The 15932-nt window shown below is 62.8% G+C and carries 15 protein-coding genes; 9 read left to right on the top strand and 6 right to left on the bottom strand.

From position 1 onward, the window contains the following. The first annotated feature begins 433 nt into the window (after positions 1 to 433). From ACZZZB_RS15550 to ACZZZB_RS15540, 3 genes are read left to right on the top strand one after another with little or no spacing between them, the layout of a single operon-like run. Positions 434 to 679, top strand: a complete 246-nt coding sequence (locus ACZZZB_RS15550) for a hypothetical protein (RefSeq protein ID WP_079003056.1) — start codon at positions 434 to 436, stop codon at positions 677 to 679. A 9-nt stretch (positions 680 to 688) separates the two neighbouring features. Next, positions 689 to 1303: a hypothetical protein gene (locus tag ACZZZB_RS15545; RefSeq protein ID WP_463530156.1), complete on the top strand. Its 615-nt coding sequence runs from the start codon at positions 689 to 691 to the stop codon at positions 1301 to 1303. Next, a complete protein-coding gene (locus ACZZZB_RS15540; RefSeq protein WP_463530155.1) occupies positions 1294 to 2676 on the top strand; it encodes an O-antigen ligase family protein in 1383 nt (460 codons plus the stop codon). Before ACZZZB_RS15545 ends, ACZZZB_RS15540 begins: the two co-directional genes overlap by 10 nt. A 161-nt stretch (positions 2677 to 2837) precedes the next feature. On the opposite strand, the gene ACZZZB_RS15535 is transcribed toward ACZZZB_RS15540, so the two are convergent. Together ACZZZB_RS15535 and ACZZZB_RS15530 are read right to left on the bottom strand one after the other, a co-directional pair. Beyond that, on the bottom strand, positions 2838 to 3053 hold the full coding sequence (locus ACZZZB_RS15535) for a DUF2283 domain-containing protein (RefSeq protein WP_463530154.1): 216 nt from the start codon (positions 3051 to 3053) through the stop codon (positions 2838 to 2840). Continuing rightward, the gene (locus tag ACZZZB_RS15530; RefSeq protein ID WP_463530153.1) at positions 3050 to 3247 is read right to left on the bottom strand and encodes a hypothetical protein; all 198 of its coding nucleotides are present in this window, start codon (positions 3245 to 3247) and stop codon (positions 3050 to 3052) included. Before ACZZZB_RS15530 ends, ACZZZB_RS15535 begins: the two co-directional genes overlap by 4 nt. A 193-nt stretch (positions 3248 to 3440) precedes the next feature. Here ACZZZB_RS15530 and ACZZZB_RS15525 point away from each other — a divergent pair, with 193 nt between their 5' ends. The 3 genes from ACZZZB_RS15525 (at position 3441) to ACZZZB_RS15515 (ending at position 4897) form a co-directional block, all read left to right on the top strand. Then, the gene (locus tag ACZZZB_RS15525; RefSeq protein ID WP_463530152.1) at positions 3441 to 3689 is read left to right on the top strand and encodes a hypothetical protein; all 249 of its coding nucleotides are present in this window, start codon (positions 3441 to 3443) and stop codon (positions 3687 to 3689) included. A gap of 13 nt (positions 3690 to 3702) precedes the next feature. Then, positions 3703 to 3933, top strand: coding sequence for a hypothetical protein (locus ACZZZB_RS15520; protein WP_463530151.1), 231 nt, complete (start codon positions 3703 to 3705; stop codon positions 3931 to 3933). Between the two features lie 148 nt (positions 3934 to 4081). After that, positions 4082 to 4897 (top strand): hypothetical protein, encoded by an 816-nt coding sequence (locus tag ACZZZB_RS15515; RefSeq protein WP_463530150.1) that lies wholly within the window; start codon positions 4082 to 4084, stop codon positions 4895 to 4897. 336 nt (positions 4898 to 5233) lie between these two features. Here ACZZZB_RS15515 and ACZZZB_RS15510 read toward each other — a convergent pair whose 3' ends face one another. Beyond that, entirely contained in the window at positions 5234 to 6298 is a 1065-nt protein-coding gene (locus tag ACZZZB_RS15510) for a sensor histidine kinase (protein WP_463530149.1), read from the bottom strand. A gap of 14 nt (positions 6299 to 6312) precedes the next feature. Further along, positions 6313 to 6942: a response regulator gene (locus ACZZZB_RS15505; protein ID WP_079003061.1), complete on the bottom strand. Its 630-nt coding sequence runs from the start codon at positions 6940 to 6942 to the stop codon at positions 6313 to 6315. Between the two features lie 612 nt (positions 6943 to 7554). On the opposite strand from ACZZZB_RS15505, the gene ACZZZB_RS15500 reads away from it, so the two are divergent. The 3 genes from ACZZZB_RS15500 to ACZZZB_RS15490 all read left to right on the top strand — a co-directional run bounded on the left by ACZZZB_RS15500 (position 7555) and on the right by ACZZZB_RS15490 (position 12768). Continuing rightward, positions 7555 to 11370 carry an efflux RND transporter permease subunit gene (locus ACZZZB_RS15500; RefSeq protein ID WP_463530148.1) on the top strand — a complete coding sequence of 1272 codons (3816 nt, stop codon included), beginning with the start codon at positions 7555 to 7557 and terminating at the stop codon, positions 11368 to 11370. 306 nt (positions 11371 to 11676) lie between these two features. Next, entirely contained in the window at positions 11677 to 12111 is a 435-nt protein-coding gene (locus ACZZZB_RS15495) for a YybH family protein (protein WP_138944973.1), read from the top strand. 57 nt (positions 12112 to 12168) lie between these two features. After that, entirely contained in the window at positions 12169 to 12768 is a 600-nt protein-coding gene (locus ACZZZB_RS15490) for a DUF305 domain-containing protein (RefSeq protein WP_463530147.1), read from the top strand. A 63-nt stretch (positions 12769 to 12831) separates the two neighbouring features. On the opposite strand, the gene ACZZZB_RS15485 is transcribed toward ACZZZB_RS15490, so the two are convergent. Further along, positions 12832 to 14052, bottom strand: coding sequence for an MFS transporter (locus ACZZZB_RS15485; protein WP_463530146.1), 1221 nt, complete (start codon positions 14050 to 14052; stop codon positions 12832 to 12834). 361 nt (positions 14053 to 14413) lie between these two features. Beyond that, a complete protein-coding gene (locus tag ACZZZB_RS15480; RefSeq protein ID WP_463530145.1) occupies positions 14414 to 15832 on the bottom strand; it encodes a helix-turn-helix transcriptional regulator in 1419 nt (472 codons plus the stop codon). Between the last annotated feature and the right edge of the window lie 100 nt (positions 15833 to 15932).

Here is a 15932-nt window from a genome sequence, read left to right as displayed (position 1 = left end):
AAGCACCACACCATCACCATCCGAGGATTGACCTCGCCAAGCACGTCACACAACCACAGCCGCGCCCCGAACCAACACAGCCGGGGCGCAGCTGCGACACCACCACACGGGTGACCGCGAGGGGACCACGCAGTCGACGGGAGTGCTGCGGGGCAGCCTGGCGTCACTTCGCGCGCGGGCAAACATGACAGCTCTCGACTGGACACGGCAGGTGTCGTGGTTGAGCCCGATGGGACGCTCTCGGCCGATCCTGCGGCGTCGGCACCTCAGCCGGAAGGTTCCGCGGGTACGCCGGCAGCGCCGGCTGGCTTCACTGCAAGACTTGCTTCCGCGCCGACGAACCGTGTCGTGCCGGGCACTGGAACGTACGATGTGAGTCACGCTTCGTCGGGCCGCCTACGTCGTCAACAAGCACAACCTGAACACCGCGGTCGTGAAGCGCGTCACGACGTCCTACTCCTCGCGTCTCGGTGCCGGATTTGCGACTGCGTTCAACTACTTCCTTGAGGCCAAGCAGTTCATCTGCAACATGCTGACGTGCTGGGTGAGTGCTTCCGTGTGGGTGCAGTCGACGGTGGATTACCGTGCAATCACCGGTGGCACCTTCGGCGTCGTCACGACGTACTGTCAGGGAGTGACACTGTGCCCCAACTGGGTCAAGAACGCCCTCAACGTTTAGGACGGCGCCATGCATTCAATACGCGTTCAGAACGCGTTCCTCGTCGAGCTCGCGCGCCTCGAGCAAGCGCAGCTCGATGACAGGATCCTCTGCACCAGGATCGACTTCACGGACGCTTCCGTCGTCCTGACGACCAGCGGCGGGCGCGTAGCCGCACCCCTAGGAGCAGATGCCGAGGCTCTGGCACGGTTGCTGCAGCCGCTCCTCGGGCCACTCGATGCCCCGTCAGAACAGGGAACGCGCAACTATCCGAGCAGCGGGACGTTGGGCAGTCGGTGGGCGGAACTGCTCTACGATCTCGGCCGTACCGACTTTCTCATCCAACTCGACTCCGCGACTGATACGAGTTACGAGAGCCTGCAACTCGGCGATCGAACCGCGGTCCTGACCTTGAGACGGCCCTCCGAGAGCCTCGTGGTCGAAATCAACATCGACGACTACCCGGTTCATGCTGCCTCCGAGATCGGTGAAGCCATCGACCGCGGAGGCCCGCGCTGGGCACCTGCCCATCGGCCGGCGCGGGTCAGCTCCTCTCTCGCAGGGTCGGTGGGTCATCGAAGTCCGTCTGAGATGAAACCAGCGGCTGAAGTTGATGAGCCGGGGGACGCAAGTACATGGATCTGAGGAGTACTGGGCAGGACGCTGGGCGGTCGCGTATCGTGAATCTGGCGGCCACGTGGGCGTTGTTCGTCGCGTTCGCCGGATCGGCCTGGACGAATCTTTTCACCATCTGGGGATACGGCGTTGTCGCACTTGGCTCCGTCGTTCTGCTCGCCGTGCTGTCGCGCCGTTCGCTTCTCGCTTTCCCTCTGCGGCGTTTACCGTGGGGGCTGGGGTGTTATGTCGGCCTGGCTTTGGTGTCGGTCACATGGTCGGCCTACCGTGTCGGTACGGCGGCGACGCTGCTAGGCCTGTTGATGTGCACGGCAGTAGGCGTCTTCGTTGCGCGGCACCTGAACTGGGCCGATGTGCTGACGGCGATCCAGCGGGCGGCGGGCGGTGTCCTGGTGCTGTCGTTGCTGTTCGAGGTGTACGTTTCCCTCGTGATCCGTCATCCCGTGCTGCCGTTCTTCACCGATTACGGCGACGAGGAGCCGCCGTTGCTTGCGTACTGGTCGAGAGACGTTCTCCTCGAGGGAGGCCGGATCCAGGGGCTACCTGGCAACGCGAACTTGCTGGCGTTTGTGGCTGCGGTCGCCCTGATCGTCAGTGTTGCGCGGCTTGCGACGGCCACTCCTCGGGCGGAGGCACTCGGCAGCGTTCTCCTGGCTCTCCTCATGCTCTGGCTCACTCGCTCGTCCACCGTCATTGTGGCGTTACTCGCAGTGGGTGTGACTGTCGTGGCGGTCGCCGTTCTCCTCGCGTTGCGACCTGGGTGGCCCAGACATGCCGGGACTGCCGCAATCCTGCTCATCACAGCGGGTGGGGTAGGCGCGGCGATCCTCCATTGGCAGGTGATCCTCAGCGGGTTCGGGAAGAGCGCCGACCTCACTGGACGCACAGAGATATGGGGAAAGGTCATAGAACGCATTGAAGAACGCCCCGTCCTCGGGTGGGGGTTCTCGAGCCCCTGGGCCAGCTGGGAACCGCAGTTCTCCGAGTTCGTGATCCGCAACGGAGTCCGTCAGCTCCAAGCGCACAACGCATGGCTCGACGTGAGCATGCAGCTCGGGCTGATCGGTGCAGCCGTCTTTCTGATCCTCATCGTCCAGACCACTCACGGGACGCTGTCGCTCCTCCCCTACCGAGTAACAAGGTCTACGTTCAGCACCTTCTTCGCGGCCGCCGCACCGTTCTCACTGCTCCTGCTCCTGGTGCTGCAGAGTTTAACTGAGAGCCGCCCACTCGTCGAGTCAGGATGGGTGCTCTTGGCAATCCTCGCGGTCAAACCACTTATGTTCGACAGTCCACTGCCGGGTGGGCGTGCCGACGCGGAGACGACACGCCCACACGCAATCAGCAGGCTGCGTAGCCGTTTGGCACGTACCGGTTGGTGACGTTGTTGAGGATTGCGGCGGCCACACGTCTCCTTGAGGAGCCTGAGGGCGTAGCGCGCGTTAACCGGCCCAATCTATGTTCAGGGCAGCTTCCCACTCTCCTGCTTCGCTGCCCTCCGGTGTTTCGCCTCGGTGGGCGTACGACGGTAGGCCATGATTTGCTATGCCTGTTCGGCAGCGTCGAGAGCGGTTCCCGTGAAGAGGGTGGACGCGCTCAAGACTTCGATCCCGAGGACGCGATCGTCACTGTCGAAATCGATGGCGATGTGGCAGTCGAGATACATCGATTGTTCCGACCGAATGGATGCGCCGGGTGCAATTTTCGGGACAATTTGAAGATAGGCCGTGTCTACCTCAGGGTCGTAGTTCAGCTTCATCGACCGCCACCTTCTGAGGAGTTGATCAGCGTGATGACGTTACCGGTTTTCGTGTTCACTCGCACGGTGATCTGCCCGACCGCACAGAGGTGACGGAGTCGGGGCGCGAGATTGCCCTCGGGCATCTGGCCGAGGGCGTCCTTTCCCGAGGTGATCGAGATCCTCTCGATGCCGGACCAAAGGAACTTCACCATGGTCAAATCCCCCGTCTGGTTCGACTAGTTCACACCAACTCCGGCAATCGCGAAATCCAGCACTGCACGCATGAATCATCGAACGGCTACATATCCCCCAGATTCAAAGCAATAAGGCCAAATGCGGGGGAGACCTGAGGATCACCGCTACATCGACTGCGTCGATTTCACTCGAAGTGCCTGGGGAGTCGCTGTGAGCCAGGGCACTGGAGCCGGCATCGCCGGTATCGCGGCCGGTCAACAGATCATGCTGGGAGCCGGATGGCCTGAGACCGTCGGCCTAGTATCTGCCCTGACGTCGAAGGCATCGATCAAGCAGCAGTACGACTGCCATGTCTTCTGCGCTGCATTCAAGCCCGCCTCGTGGAATCTCGAGAAATACCGCTACAACAATCCGGGGTGGGCGTCCAATCCGCTCGCACATCAGTGCAACTGGGCATAACGAAGGAATCATCGTGAAGGAGACGACCGCGCTCACCATCGCCGTAGGCACTCTCAGCGCTAGTGTCGCGCTCATCGTATCCTTCGGAGCCCTCCTCTTCCAGGGCGGAATCATTGCCGACGAAACAGGAACCGGGGGTCAGCTACTTCCCGTTCAGGCTGGTATGGGAATCACCGGTTTAATTCTGCTGGTTGCCACTGTCGGCCTGTTTATCTATGTCGGTTTCAGCGGGAACCGCAGATAGCAGCAGGGAAGAACCACTACGCATGAGGGGTACCGCCCAGCGTTCCGTGCCCCTCATGCGTGGTTCATAGAGCAGCTCTGACAAAACGAAGCGGTAGTCATCCTTCAGCCTGACGCCCCCTGAGGACTAGTCGAGTACCGTAAACATCATGCGCAAGCCCTCGCCCGCTGCCCTCATCATCGGTGCAGCCATGACCCAGCTCGCTGTTGGTATGGCGATCGTTGCAATCACCGCGAGCTATTGGCTGGCACCTCCCAGCCCCGTCGCGAGGATCACCGCAGACGACGGGATGGAGATGGTCCTGGACTGGGCCGACTACCCCGGCGATCCGAGCCTTGACCCGGACGACGTCCTCGCAGCCCCACGCGCCGAAGAGGTCGCCGACGTCGGAGACACCGAACTCTCCATGCTCCAGTCAGCTGCGGATACCGCAGTGCCCGACCTCGCCTGGGCCTCGGACGGCACCGGCACCGAGGACTCCCTGCTCAACACGACCGTCGGGGGCAACGGATACGGCGGACGATCACTCCACCGCATTTACAACTCGCCGAACCTCCTCAGCGACGATTTGCCTGCAGACGCCGACTGGGCAGGCCTAGGCGCAGCTCTCGATGAGGAACTCCTCGCCCTGGGCTACGACACGATCACCTGGGACTTCGAACGCCCGCCCGCCGACTATCAGACCGACGCCGACCGTGACGCGGAGATCCTCGACCAGTTCGGCTCACTCGACCCCGAACGCATGTGGAACTGGACCGGCATCGCCGAGCGGGGTTCGATGTGGGTCTCAGTGACCATCTGGGACGACCGCCGCGGCGCGCCCGAAGCGTACTGGCCCACGGCGAGCGGCATCAGTCTGAGCGTTGGAGGAACCGTCGTGGCCGCATCCGACGATCACAGCTACGAGGCCAGCATTGCACCATTTTCGGGGCTTCCCCGCCCGAAGTCGACACGCTCGGACTGAGAAGCCAGGCTGGCAGGCGGTTCTCGTGTCGTCAGGAAGTGCTCGAAACGAGAACACACGAGCGCACGTTGTCGATCTCACCTTCGACCGCTGTCCGTAGTTCAGGGTCACAGCTTCCTCGTCAACGCGGCTTCGCCTGGCAGACGAATGATCGCCCCGGGCCGGGGACTTCTGGCGGACCAGCCCGCGACGCGGACGCCGCCCCGCTTGCCAGTCATTGGTGATTCCCTGTCGCCCGGTCTTTACCCGGTCGAGTGCGGCACACGAAGCGCCGTGGCATGTCAAAAAGCGATAACCCGCAAGCCGCTGTGTGCGAGTTGCATGATCTCGCTCAAGTCAGCGAGGCAAGCGAAGGGTCAGGGTGAACGCTTCGGGGCCCACTGTCGCGGTGAGCACGCCGTCGAGTATCTCAGCACGCTCTCGCAGCCCCATGAGCCCATGCCCGCCAGGGAGATTATCGACGTCGGTAACAGGGAGGACGAGCTCGTTTCGAATGGAAACCAGAATCTCAGTTCCGGTGGCAACTGCACGAATCGATGCGTGTGCTCCTGGAGCGTGTTTGCGGACGTTCGTGAGACCCTCCTGAACGGTGCGATAGACAGCACGTTGAACCGGCAAGGGGAGATCCTCGGGCAGATCCAGCTCCGCTTCTCCTGGCGTCCCGCTGTTTGCGATGAGATCGGGCAGGTCCGCAACTGTCGGCTGGGGTGTGATGGGCTGTGAGGAGTCCTCGGCTCGGAGCAGACTGACCATCGCTCGGAGTTCATCCAGCGTACGGACCGCCAGCAGCCGAATGCTCTTGAGGGAGTGGTGGATGGGCCCATCAGCGGTGCTGACTTGGAGGGCGCCGGCTTGGACGGCGATGAGGCTCACCTGGTGGGAGACGACGTCATGCATTTCCCGCGCGATGTTCACGCGTTCTTCCCGCAGGAGCTCCATCGCGAGAAGTTGTCGTTCACTTTCGCGGGACGCGTGGAGATCGGCTAGCCGAGCGGCAAGTTCAGCCCTGGTGCGGATCAGAATGCCGAGAGCAACGGGCCCTCCTGCATACAGGAGAGCGTATGCCAACGCGAGGATCGTGTACTGCGGTAGTGGCAAGCCTCGCCACGGCGCTGCAGCGATGGCGAAGACGACGAGGCCGGCAAGCACAAGGGCCCAACGGCGTTGTTCTCGACAGGCCACCGAATACAAGGCGATGAGGCCAGCGAAGGCTGCCAGGCCGAGCGCGAACGCTGGTGCTGCGAGGAGCAGCGAGATCCATGGCCAGCGGTGTCGCACGAGCAGTCCGCCCACCGCAGCCATCGCGATCCACGACTCGATCGGTGACGCCCAGTCGAACGTCGTCAGACCTTCTGCGAATGCCACCGCCAAGAGCGCCAGATCGGCAGCGAGTGTGAGCATCTTCGAGCGTCGCATCAGCGGGGCGAGTGGCGCTCTGCGATGAGTGCCGCCTGGAGTCTGGAGGTGACTCCGAGTTTGGTGAGGATGCTGCTGACGTGGTCTTTGATGGTGGCGCTGCTGAGGTGCATCGCTTCGCCAATAGCCGCGTTGGAGGCTCCAGTATGGAGGAGCGCAAGTACTTCGCGTTCTCTCGAGGAGAGGCTGTCGACGCGCGAATCCCATCGCGTCGTCGAGCGAGTGGCTGCCAGGAGCGATCGCGAGACTTGGGGCGAGAGGACGATTCCACCTGCTGCCAGCGATCGGATCAACGCGGGTAATTGCTCCGGGTCGGTGTCCTTGACCAGAAACCCAGCCGCACCCAGGTGGAGTGCCGTGGCAATGTATTCGTCGGTGTCGAAGGTGGTCAGCACCGCGGTCGCCGGCGGCCGTGCCCACTGTTGCAGATCGCGGAGGACGTCGAGGCCGCTCCGACCAGGCATCCGGACGTCCAGAAGTACCACGTCGGGATCGGAGCGAGTGATCTCGCCGACAGCAGACACGCCGTCGGTGGATGCGACGACCTCGATGTCGGGAGTCCCGCCGAGGATGAGCTCGAAGCCACCCCGGAACAACGCTTCGTCATCGATGATCGCGACCTTGAGCACTCTCTGCCTCCAATTTTCTCCACACTAGGGCGAACGAGGAGGCGCGAGATCGCCATGGCTCAGATACCCCCCGGACGGCGGGGGTGATTCCACCTCTTGTTCGATACGGGCGCTCTCGGTCTGCGTGAAGCTGGCATCGGTTCGCTCTTCAGGGCGGACGATCAGAGGAGGAGGACGGCTTGGCTCGGACGAACCGGCGGGCTTCGCAAGCTGAAGGTTGCGCTACATCGCCCTACGTCGCCATCGGCTTGATGGCGACGACACTCTTGGTCGCCGTCGTGCTCGGCATCGCGTTCTACGTTTCCGTTCTCCTGCGATGAACGTCCCCGCTCCAGTGCTCCTCTTGAATGCCCCACTCTCCATCGGTGAGCACAACCGCATTTCCACGTTCTGTCGCTGATCTCCGGGGTGCGCGAGCCACGTCGCCGAGTCGGGAGCCCGATGAGTGCACCCAGCACACCTGCCATGAGGTAGGGGTGATGAACGACCAGACGGCCGGGTGGGGGGGGTGTTCCCTCCGGGTGACGGATGGCGACCGGAATGCAGATCATCGACGCTTGACGATGTCGTGTTGTGTGCGCACTTACGGGTGCGGCCGGGTGAGGAGTGTGCATGTTCTTGACGCAGATGAGTCTGAAGAACCGTCTCTTGGTGGGACTGATCACCATCGCCGTCGCTGCCCTCGGAGTCCTTTCGATGGGCAAGCTGAAGCAGGAGATGATGCCGCCCACGACGACTCCGATGGCGTTCGTGTCAGTCCAGGTCGAAGGGATCGCCCCTGAGGAGATGTCACGGATCGCGACCGTGCCCTTGGAGACGGCGTTGCAGTCGGTTCCGAATGTGAAGAATGTATCGTCCACGACGTCGACGGGGTCGTCGAACGTGATTGTGGAGTGGCCATTCGAGAACGATGCGGACGAGACGCTTCGTGCGGTGAAAGCCGCTGCCGACGGGGTGAAATCGGCGTTGCCCGCGACTGCACAGATCGACGTGTTCTCAGGCAGCAACAGCGAGATCCCGGCCATGCAGCTCAGCGCCGGCAGTAGCGGAGATCAGGACGCATTCGGCGACGCTCTCGCGCAGAAAGTCGTGCCGGCGTTGAAGAACGTGCCCGGGGTACAGAAAGTCGAACTCGCCGGCCGCGAGGAGCAGCGCATCGTGATCGATCTGCGCCAAGCGGATGTGAACCGACTCAGGGTGGATCCGACGCAGCTGGGTGCGGTACTCGAAGCGCACGGTGCTGCGGTGCCGGCCGGCCAGGCCGACTCTCCGGACGGGTCGACATCAATCTCAGTCGGCACCGCCACCACCAGCCTGGAAGACTTGCAGAACCTGCCGGTGAAAACCGAGGCCGCGATCGTCGCGCTGAAAGAGTTCGCTGACGTTCATGTCGAAAAGCTTCCCACCGGGAGCTTGTCCCGGGTGAACGGGAAACCGTCATTGACCATCACTGTGTCACCTGCCCAGGGTGCGAACGTAGTACAGATCTCCCACGTTGTGACTGCGGAACTCGACAGGCTGGCACCGAGCCTGAAGGCGGAGTTCGTGACGCTGTTCGATCAGGCTCCGGTGATCGAGCAGTCCATCCATGACCTGTCGGTCGAGGGCGGTCTCGGCCTCCTCTTCGCGGTGATCGTCATCCTCGTCTTCCTCGGCTCGTGGCGGTCGACGGTCATCGCCGCGATCTCGATTCCGCTATCGCTGTTGATCACGATGATCGGCCTCTTCGTCAGCAACAACACCTTGAACACGTTGACGTTGGGGGCACTCACGATCGCGATCGGCCGGGTGGTGGATGACTCGATCGTGGTCATCGAGAACATCAGTCGACGAGCGGAAACCGACGGGCTCGGTACGAGCAGTATCATCGCGTCTGTGCGGCAGGTGGCCGGGGCGATCACCGCATCCACCTTGACGACGGTGGCAGTCTTCCTGCCGATTGTGTTCGTCTCCGGAGCGGCCGGGCAGCTGTTCCGGCCATTCGCGGTGACCGTGTCGATCGCACTCCTCGCATCCTTGCTGGTGTCGTTGACGATCGTGCCGGTTCTCGCTTCGATGTTCATGCGGATGAAGCACCAGGACGCCCTCGCGATCACCTCGCCCGACACGCACGAGGATGAGGCCGCTGTCGTTCATGTCGGCTCTGTGCATTCGTCGGACACTGCCCCCGTGGCCGAGTCCCTCACGACAGCCTCCTCAGCCTCTGGAGTTCGCCATCGTCCGGAGCGGCTGAACAGGACCAGTTCGGATAGCAGCGATGTGCCTGAGGACCGGCTGCAACGCGCGATCATGCCGAGCCTCCGAGTCACACGCCGCCACCCGGTGATCACGCTCGTCGCCTCCGGCATGCTCCTCGCGGTCACCCTCGGGATGGGCATCATGATCCCCACCGATTTCCTCGGCTCCTCCGGGAACGAGACCCTGGAACTTTCGCAGTCCCCCGGCACTGCGATCGACGGCGAGTTGGAGAGTGAACAGAGCGACAACGGTGACACTTCCCCCGGAGACGGCGCTGTCGAACCTGCTCCCGAAGCCGCGCCCGCGGAGGATGAATCTGCCGCAGAACCACCGTCGAGCGAGCAAGACCTGGTGACGGCGGCGACCGAGGTGGAGGAGGCCCTCAAGCGCGTCCAGGGTGTGAAGAGCGTGCTCACCAGCATCCCCGTCGGTGAGCAGCAGCCTGGGAAAGCCACCACGATCTCGTACACGCTGAGGCTCGAAGAGAACACCGACGTCGAACAGGTGAGGATTGCGGTGCAGGCGCGGCTCGACAAGATGCCCAAACCCGAGGAGTTCCGGCTCCTCACCCAAGACGCCTTCGTCGGCGACAGCGGTGCCGGCGGTGGGATCGATCTGCGAATTCAGGGCAACGACCCGGCAATGCTCAAGGAGGCCAGCGTCCTGCTTCAGGAACGTCTGAAGTCAGCTGCCGGAATCCAAACGGTGTACAGCGAGCTCGAGGGCGGGCAGAGCATCGTCCGAGTGAAGCTTGATGAGGTGCGCGCTGGGAAGCTCGGTTTCGACCGAGCCTCGGTCGCCAAAGCGATCCAAGACACCCTCCAGGGTGCACAAATCGGATCGCTCATGCTCGAAGGCGAAAACCGCCCCATTGTCCTCCGCACGCCCGGCACGAAGTACACCGCTGCGCAGGTGGGCGAGATACTGCTTCCGGTGACGGCGGAACAGACGAGTCAGGCACAGAAAGTCGCCTCCGATGCGCTTGAGGCGAGAGCACAGGCTGAAGCCGACGCCGCGAAGCGAACCGCCACGGCCGAGGTGAACAAGCAGATCGCTGCTGCCCGCCAACAGCGTGCGGACGCGACATCGAGCATCGCCTCGCTGCAGCAGCAGCTCGCAGCACTTGCCGCGTCCCCCGTTGAGCCTCGACCTGAACCCGACGAGCAGGAGAAGGCTGCGGAAGAACGTCAAACACAGCTCGCCGAACTCCAGAGCGCGATCGCCAATGCCGAGGCGAGCATCACCGCCGCAGACGAGCAGATCGCCCAGCTCTACCAGTCGCAACGCGATACGGCCGCCCAGGAAGCAGAAGCGAAGAAGGCAGCAGACGAGCTGAAGGCGGTCACCGAGCTGCGCGGCACCCCGCTGAAGGTCAGCGACATCGCTACGGTCGAGAACGAACTCGTCCCGCCGATGATCAGCCGTGACAACGGCGAACGAATAGCGGCCCTCACCGTGACACCAGAGAAGGGGAAGCTCAGTCAGGCAAACGCCTCCGTGCAGGAAGCGATCCAAGGGACCCAACTCCCCGCGGGCGTCACCTTCGACATCGGAGGCGTGAGTGAGCAGCAGGACGAGGCGTTCAGCCAGTTGGGGATGGCGATGATCATGGCCATCATGCTGGTACTCATCGTCATGATCGCCACGTTCCGCAGCTTCCGGCAACCCTTCGTGCTGCTCGTTTCGATTCCGTTCGCGGCAACCGGTGCGATTCTTGGGCTCCTCCTCACCGGCACTCCTCTCGGGCTCCCGGCGCTGATCGGGCTGCTCATGCTCGTCGGCATCGTGGTGACGAATGCGATCGTGCTGATGGATCTCATCAACCGTTTCCGCGAGGAAGGGTCACCACTGGATGAAGCAGTCACGAACGGCACCCGGCTCCGGTTGCGGCCGATTTTGATGACCGCCGCGGCAACGATCTTCGCGCTGGTCCCGATGTCGCTCGGCCTGACCGGTGGTGGTGCGTTCATCTCCCGACCGCTTGCGATCGTGGTCATCGGCGGACTCATCAGCTCCACCCTGCTCACCCTGATCCTCGTCCCGATCCTTTACACCTGGATCGAGCACGCCCGGGAGCAGAGAATCGAGCGTCGCACTTTGCGCCGCAGCGCCACCCTCGATGAGACACGGACAAGTTCGGAACACGAGGAGGTCGACGCATTCGAAAGAACCCTGCGTTCGACCCCCTGACGGCACGCGCGTCTGTGGGGTCGCCTGTGACTGAGGTGGGGTCCCGCAGAAGGTCCGACGGCGATCGGGACCGACACCGTCGAGCGGACAGTACATCTCCTCGATCGAGCACCCCGTCACCCCTGCCACCGCCTACGGACGCGCATATGACGAGTATTTTCACGCCCTCCCAGGCACGAGACGACCGCGACGCAGAGTACGGTGACCAAGCATCTCGGATAAGTACTGCACGATGCACTTTTCTCGCGTAGCTGACAGCACTACGAGAATCATGGGATACCACCAGTGAGGCACGAAGCGGACAGCATGAGCACCAGACACCAATCCAATTCTCGCAATCTCACCGACGACCCCTCATTCCTAGGCGCGGTCGCGCGCGTCGACATCGCCTTGAAAGCCATGGGTCACGGAGAATCAGAACTTTTCGCGAACTGTTGGGCCCACCGTGAAGACACTTCCCTGTACGGCGCCTTCGGAACACGCGAACATGGCTTCGAAGCGATCAGCGCAACCCTTGCATGGGTAGCAAGCCGGCTGTCGGACGGCGATCTGGTACCGCAATACGAGCTGATGACATCTTCTGCAGATTTCGGCTACACGGTCGGATTCGAACGCGGCTTCCTGCGCGTGGATGGCGGCGAGCCAGGTCCATTCGAGGTACGAGTCACGCACGTCTTCCGGAAGATAGAAGACGACTGGTTGATCGTGCATCGCCACGGCGATCATCCGCCGCGGCTGTAGAACGAGTTCCAGAAGCTCCCGACTGCGAGCCTCATCACCGACACCTGGAGAACACTCATGAAGATCCGACGCGCGTCGATCGCGGCACTCGCCCTCACCGCACTTCTTGCCCTCACGAGCTGCGGCGGAAACACCGCCCCCGGTGACGGAATGGAAGGCATTGACCACGGCGGCAGATCGTCCGCCCCCGCGACGAACGCAGCTGTGAATGATGCCGACCTCATGTTCGCCAACATGATGAAAGAGCACCATGCGCAGGCCATCGAGATGTCCGATGTCCTACTCGGCAAGGAAGGCGTCGATCAACGCGTCGTCTCTCTCGCCGAACAGATCAAGGACGACCAGAACCCTGAGATCGAGATGATGGACCAGTGGCTCGAAGATTGGGGCGCCGACACCTCTGACATGGAAAACATGGACCACGGTGGCGGCACGATGTCCGAAGCGGAGATGCAAGCCCTCGCAGACGCTTCGGGCGCAAACGCCAGCCGTCTGTTCCTCGAGCAGATGATCCAGCACCATGAGGGGGCCGTCGACATGGCGCAAGACGAAGTCGACAACGGCCAGAACAGTGCCGCCATCGCACTGGCGAAGACCGTCATCGGCGCACAAACCGAGGAGATCGCGACGATGAAGGACATCCTCGCGACGCTGTGATCGATGTCGGAGTCGACCGCTGCGATGGTACGCGTGCCCCGGGTGTGGTCTTGGCCACCCAACTCACTCTTCGGGACTTGTTACTGCGGGAGCCGGAGGACGGGTGCGGAAGCGGGAGTGGACGAGCACGAACACCGTGACGACAGCCATGATCGCGGCGCCGGTGACGATCGGCAGCGACGGCCACAGTCCGTAGAGAGCAGTTCCTGCGGTCGGAGCAATGACGAACGTCAACCCGGTCACCGCACCAAGGAGACCCGCGAGGCCCCCCTGTTCCTCTCTACGGACGAGGAGACTGGGCCCAGCGCTGTACCCGGGGATGGCGGTTCCCAGCCCGACACCGATAAGGACGACGGCCGCCAAGAGGCTCACGAGGCCGGCGTCGACAACAAGAAGAGCGAAGCCGGATGTCGCCACAACGCCTCCCACACGCAGCAGGATCGTCGGTGTCCAGCCGCTCCGCGGCACGATGACCACCTGCGCGAGAACCATGCCCACTCCCGCTGCGAGCAGAGAACCGCCGGTGACCAAGCCAGTGAACTCGGCGTCGAGTCCGAGGCGGTCTTGGACGATGAAGCCCATGATCACCTGAATGAACCCCAGAGCGGTGAACATCCCGAAGCCGGCGATCAAGAACGGCCACACACGACCGTCGAACGGCGAGACCCGAACGGGCTTCTCGACAAGCTCATGGCGTGGTTCTCGACGGAGCCGGAAGCCGATCAGCACCAGCCCGACCAAGAGGAGGCCGGGTACAGCTATGAGCGGGGCGAGCAAGCCGAAAACCGACAACACCCCGCCGATGACGGAGCCGCTGACCATCGCGATGCCCTGGACAGCGCCGACTCCGGCCATGCCATTTACCCGGGTTCGGTCGTCAGTCGTGACGTCAGCGATGTATGCCTGCGCCGTGGGCGGCACCGCTGCAATCGCGGACCCGAACCCGAACCCGCGCAGCAGCACGAACAGCGAGAACAGCGCAGCGCCCGTGATCACCCCTGTCATTCCGAGCCAAGCGGATAGCCCGAAAAGTGCCATCGAAACGAGGCCGAGACAGAAGGCGGCAACGAGTACCGGCTTGCGTCCCCACGATTGTGAACGGCGACCCCAGAACTGACTGGTCAGGACCACCATCATCGCGGCCGCGCTGATGGTGACTCCCACCTGCCACTCCGCGAGACCGACCTCGCGAGACAGCGGCGCGATGATCGGGTTGAGCGTCATCTGTCCGAGATAGATGAGGAACACGGCTCCGAGGAGCACCGGAATCTGTGGGCGGGGCATGTCCGACGGGGTAGTCGTCTCCCGACTCGGTGACGTCATCGGTCCTCCTGACAACTGAAGCTTGATTTCGAGACCTTGGACCGGATCAACATGAGTCCGGCCACAACTCGGGCGGATCCGGCAGCCCACTCTGTCGTGATCAAAACGCGTTCCCTCTCGGTACATCCGTCTCGTTCAGGTATCAAACGCTCACATTCGAGTCCCGTGGCCCGGTGAGACGGACACCGGCACTGCGGCGATCGAACAGAGACGTCGTGTTGCTCCTGACGCCACTGCCGTTCATTCTCCCCGCCGATGGCGAACCTCGCACCCGCCAGGTTGCGGGAATTACGCGCTTGGTGATGGGTGTTGGGGACGACACCTACAGTTCGTAGAAACCGCTCTTCTCGAGTCGCTGGACCGCGTCTTCCCGTGACGAGGCTCCCACTTTCTTGAGCACGGCGGACGCTTGAGACTTCACTGTGCTGGTGGTGACGTGGAGTCCATCCGCAATCTGTCGGTAGCTGCTGTCCGAACGCAGATGATGGGCGATGAGTCGCTCTCGTTGAGACAACACCGGCAACGTGAACTCGGGGGCGACGGGCGAGGGAATGGAGCGCATTCGCTCGAGGACCAATCGCAAACGAGGCGCCAGGCTCCGATCGCGCGACAGCAAGAGTCTCCCAAGATCCAGAAGATCCTGAGTCGGGACAAGCATGAGGCCGAATGAAGGGTCGAGACGCCCGGTGTACTCGAGAGCCTCCAAGGCCTCTCGCACTGCGCTCTCGACGTTGCCGAGACGCATGTTCGCTACAGCCCGACGCAGGAGCGTTGCTGGCAAGGTCCAGCGACTGTGGACAACCTTCATGCGGAGACAATCGTCCGTCGCACCGCGAGCACCGCGGTACTCCCCGAGCACGAGGTACGCCGATGACCGGATCATCGCCAGACACATGAAGTGCATTCCCGGCAAGGGAACGTCGCGAAGCATTGCAACGGCTTGGGCTGGGGAACCGCGCATGACATGGGCGATCGCTTTGAGGCCCAGAGCACAGGTGCGCACCATGGACGGCCCATTCGGTTGATCCGTGCCCTGAGCAACCCTTCCAGCCCTGACCAGGGTCGCCGTCAGATCTCCCTCGACGAACGCGTTCAGCGCCTCGATCAGTCGAACAAGGGAGAGAGCCGTCGGCTCGCTGCGGACGAGCGAACGGGCTCGTGGAAGGATTGCCCGAACTCGCGCAGCATCCATCGAGGTCAAGCCCAGGATCGCCTCAGCGACCGCCTGCATGTACTCCACACGCTCGTCGCCCCAACCTTGTTCCGCTTCCAGTACCCGGATCTCGGCGATCATCTGCTCCGCTGCGACATGGTCGCCATCAATGGCGAACGATGCTGCAGCGATTCCCAGAACTCGGTTTCGCCACTCGGCCCGAATCCCTCGATGCAGTTGGGGAAGCATCCGTTGAACATGCTCGTTGCTCCGAACAGCGTTGCCTTGATTGACGTAGACCTCCGCCAGCGCCGCCTCGAGAGCCAGCAACGATTCAACCGGACTCGTGCGATCTCCAAGATTCAAGAGGTCGTCTCTGATGGCATCGGCGAGGCCGATCGATGCTTCTGTGTCATCGGAACGGACACGGGCCATCACCATCCCGGCGAGGACCGTCTGACGTTCACCGTCTTCGAACTTCTTCGCATCGGAGAGGGAGCAGCGGCGGAGGATGTCGACGGATACCAGCTCAGGGAATCGCCCGCCCCGGAGCGATGAGTCCACGATCGACTGTGCTGCTTCCAACATCCGCATCGCCCTTTCCACCCCACCAATCTGTCGCAGCGACCGGCCACCGGAGGTGGCTTTCCTGACACACATAAGCACCGCGCCATGCCTTGAGCGAAAA

It is taken from the genome of Plantibacter sp. AC185, from assembly GCF_979258065.1.
The sequence above is the reverse complement of the archived record's forward strand: the minus strand, read 5'-3'. Positions and strand labels throughout refer to the sequence as shown.

Bases quoted from the DNA above. Each gene is read 5' to 3' on its own strand.
- ACZZZB_RS15545 (WP_463530156.1), top strand. From the start codon at position 689: ATGCATTCAATACGCGTTCAGAACGCGTTCCTCGTCGAGCTCGCGCGC.
- ACZZZB_RS15540 (WP_463530155.1), top strand. From the start codon at position 1,294: ATGGATCTGAGGAGTACTGGGCAGGACGCTGGGCGGTCGCGTATCGTG.
- ACZZZB_RS15535 (WP_463530154.1), bottom strand. From the start codon at position 3,053: ATGAAGCTGAACTACGACCCTGAGGTAGACACGGCCTATCTTCAAATT.
- ACZZZB_RS15530 (WP_463530153.1), bottom strand. From the start codon at position 3,247: ATGGTGAAGTTCCTTTGGTCCGGCATCGAGAGGATCTCGATCACCTCG.
- ACZZZB_RS15515 (WP_463530150.1), top strand. From the start codon at position 4,082: ATGCGCAAGCCCTCGCCCGCTGCCCTCATCATCGGTGCAGCCATGACC.
- ACZZZB_RS15510 (WP_463530149.1), bottom strand. From the start codon at position 6,298: ATGCTCACACTCGCTGCCGATCTGGCGCTCTTGGCGGTGGCATTCGCA.
- ACZZZB_RS15500 (WP_463530148.1), top strand. From the start codon at position 7,555: ATGTTCTTGACGCAGATGAGTCTGAAGAACCGTCTCTTGGTGGGACTG.
- ACZZZB_RS15495 (WP_138944973.1), top strand. From the start codon at position 11,677: ATGAGCACCAGACACCAATCCAATTCTCGCAATCTCACCGACGACCCC.
- ACZZZB_RS15490 (WP_463530147.1), top strand. From the start codon at position 12,169: ATGAAGATCCGACGCGCGTCGATCGCGGCACTCGCCCTCACCGCACTT.
- ACZZZB_RS15485 (WP_463530146.1), bottom strand. From the start codon at position 14,052: ATGCCCCGCCCACAGATTCCGGTGCTCCTCGGAGCCGTGTTCCTCATC.
- ACZZZB_RS15480 (WP_463530145.1), bottom strand. From the start codon at position 15,832: ATGTTGGAAGCAGCACAGTCGATCGTGGACTCATCGCTCCGGGGCGGG.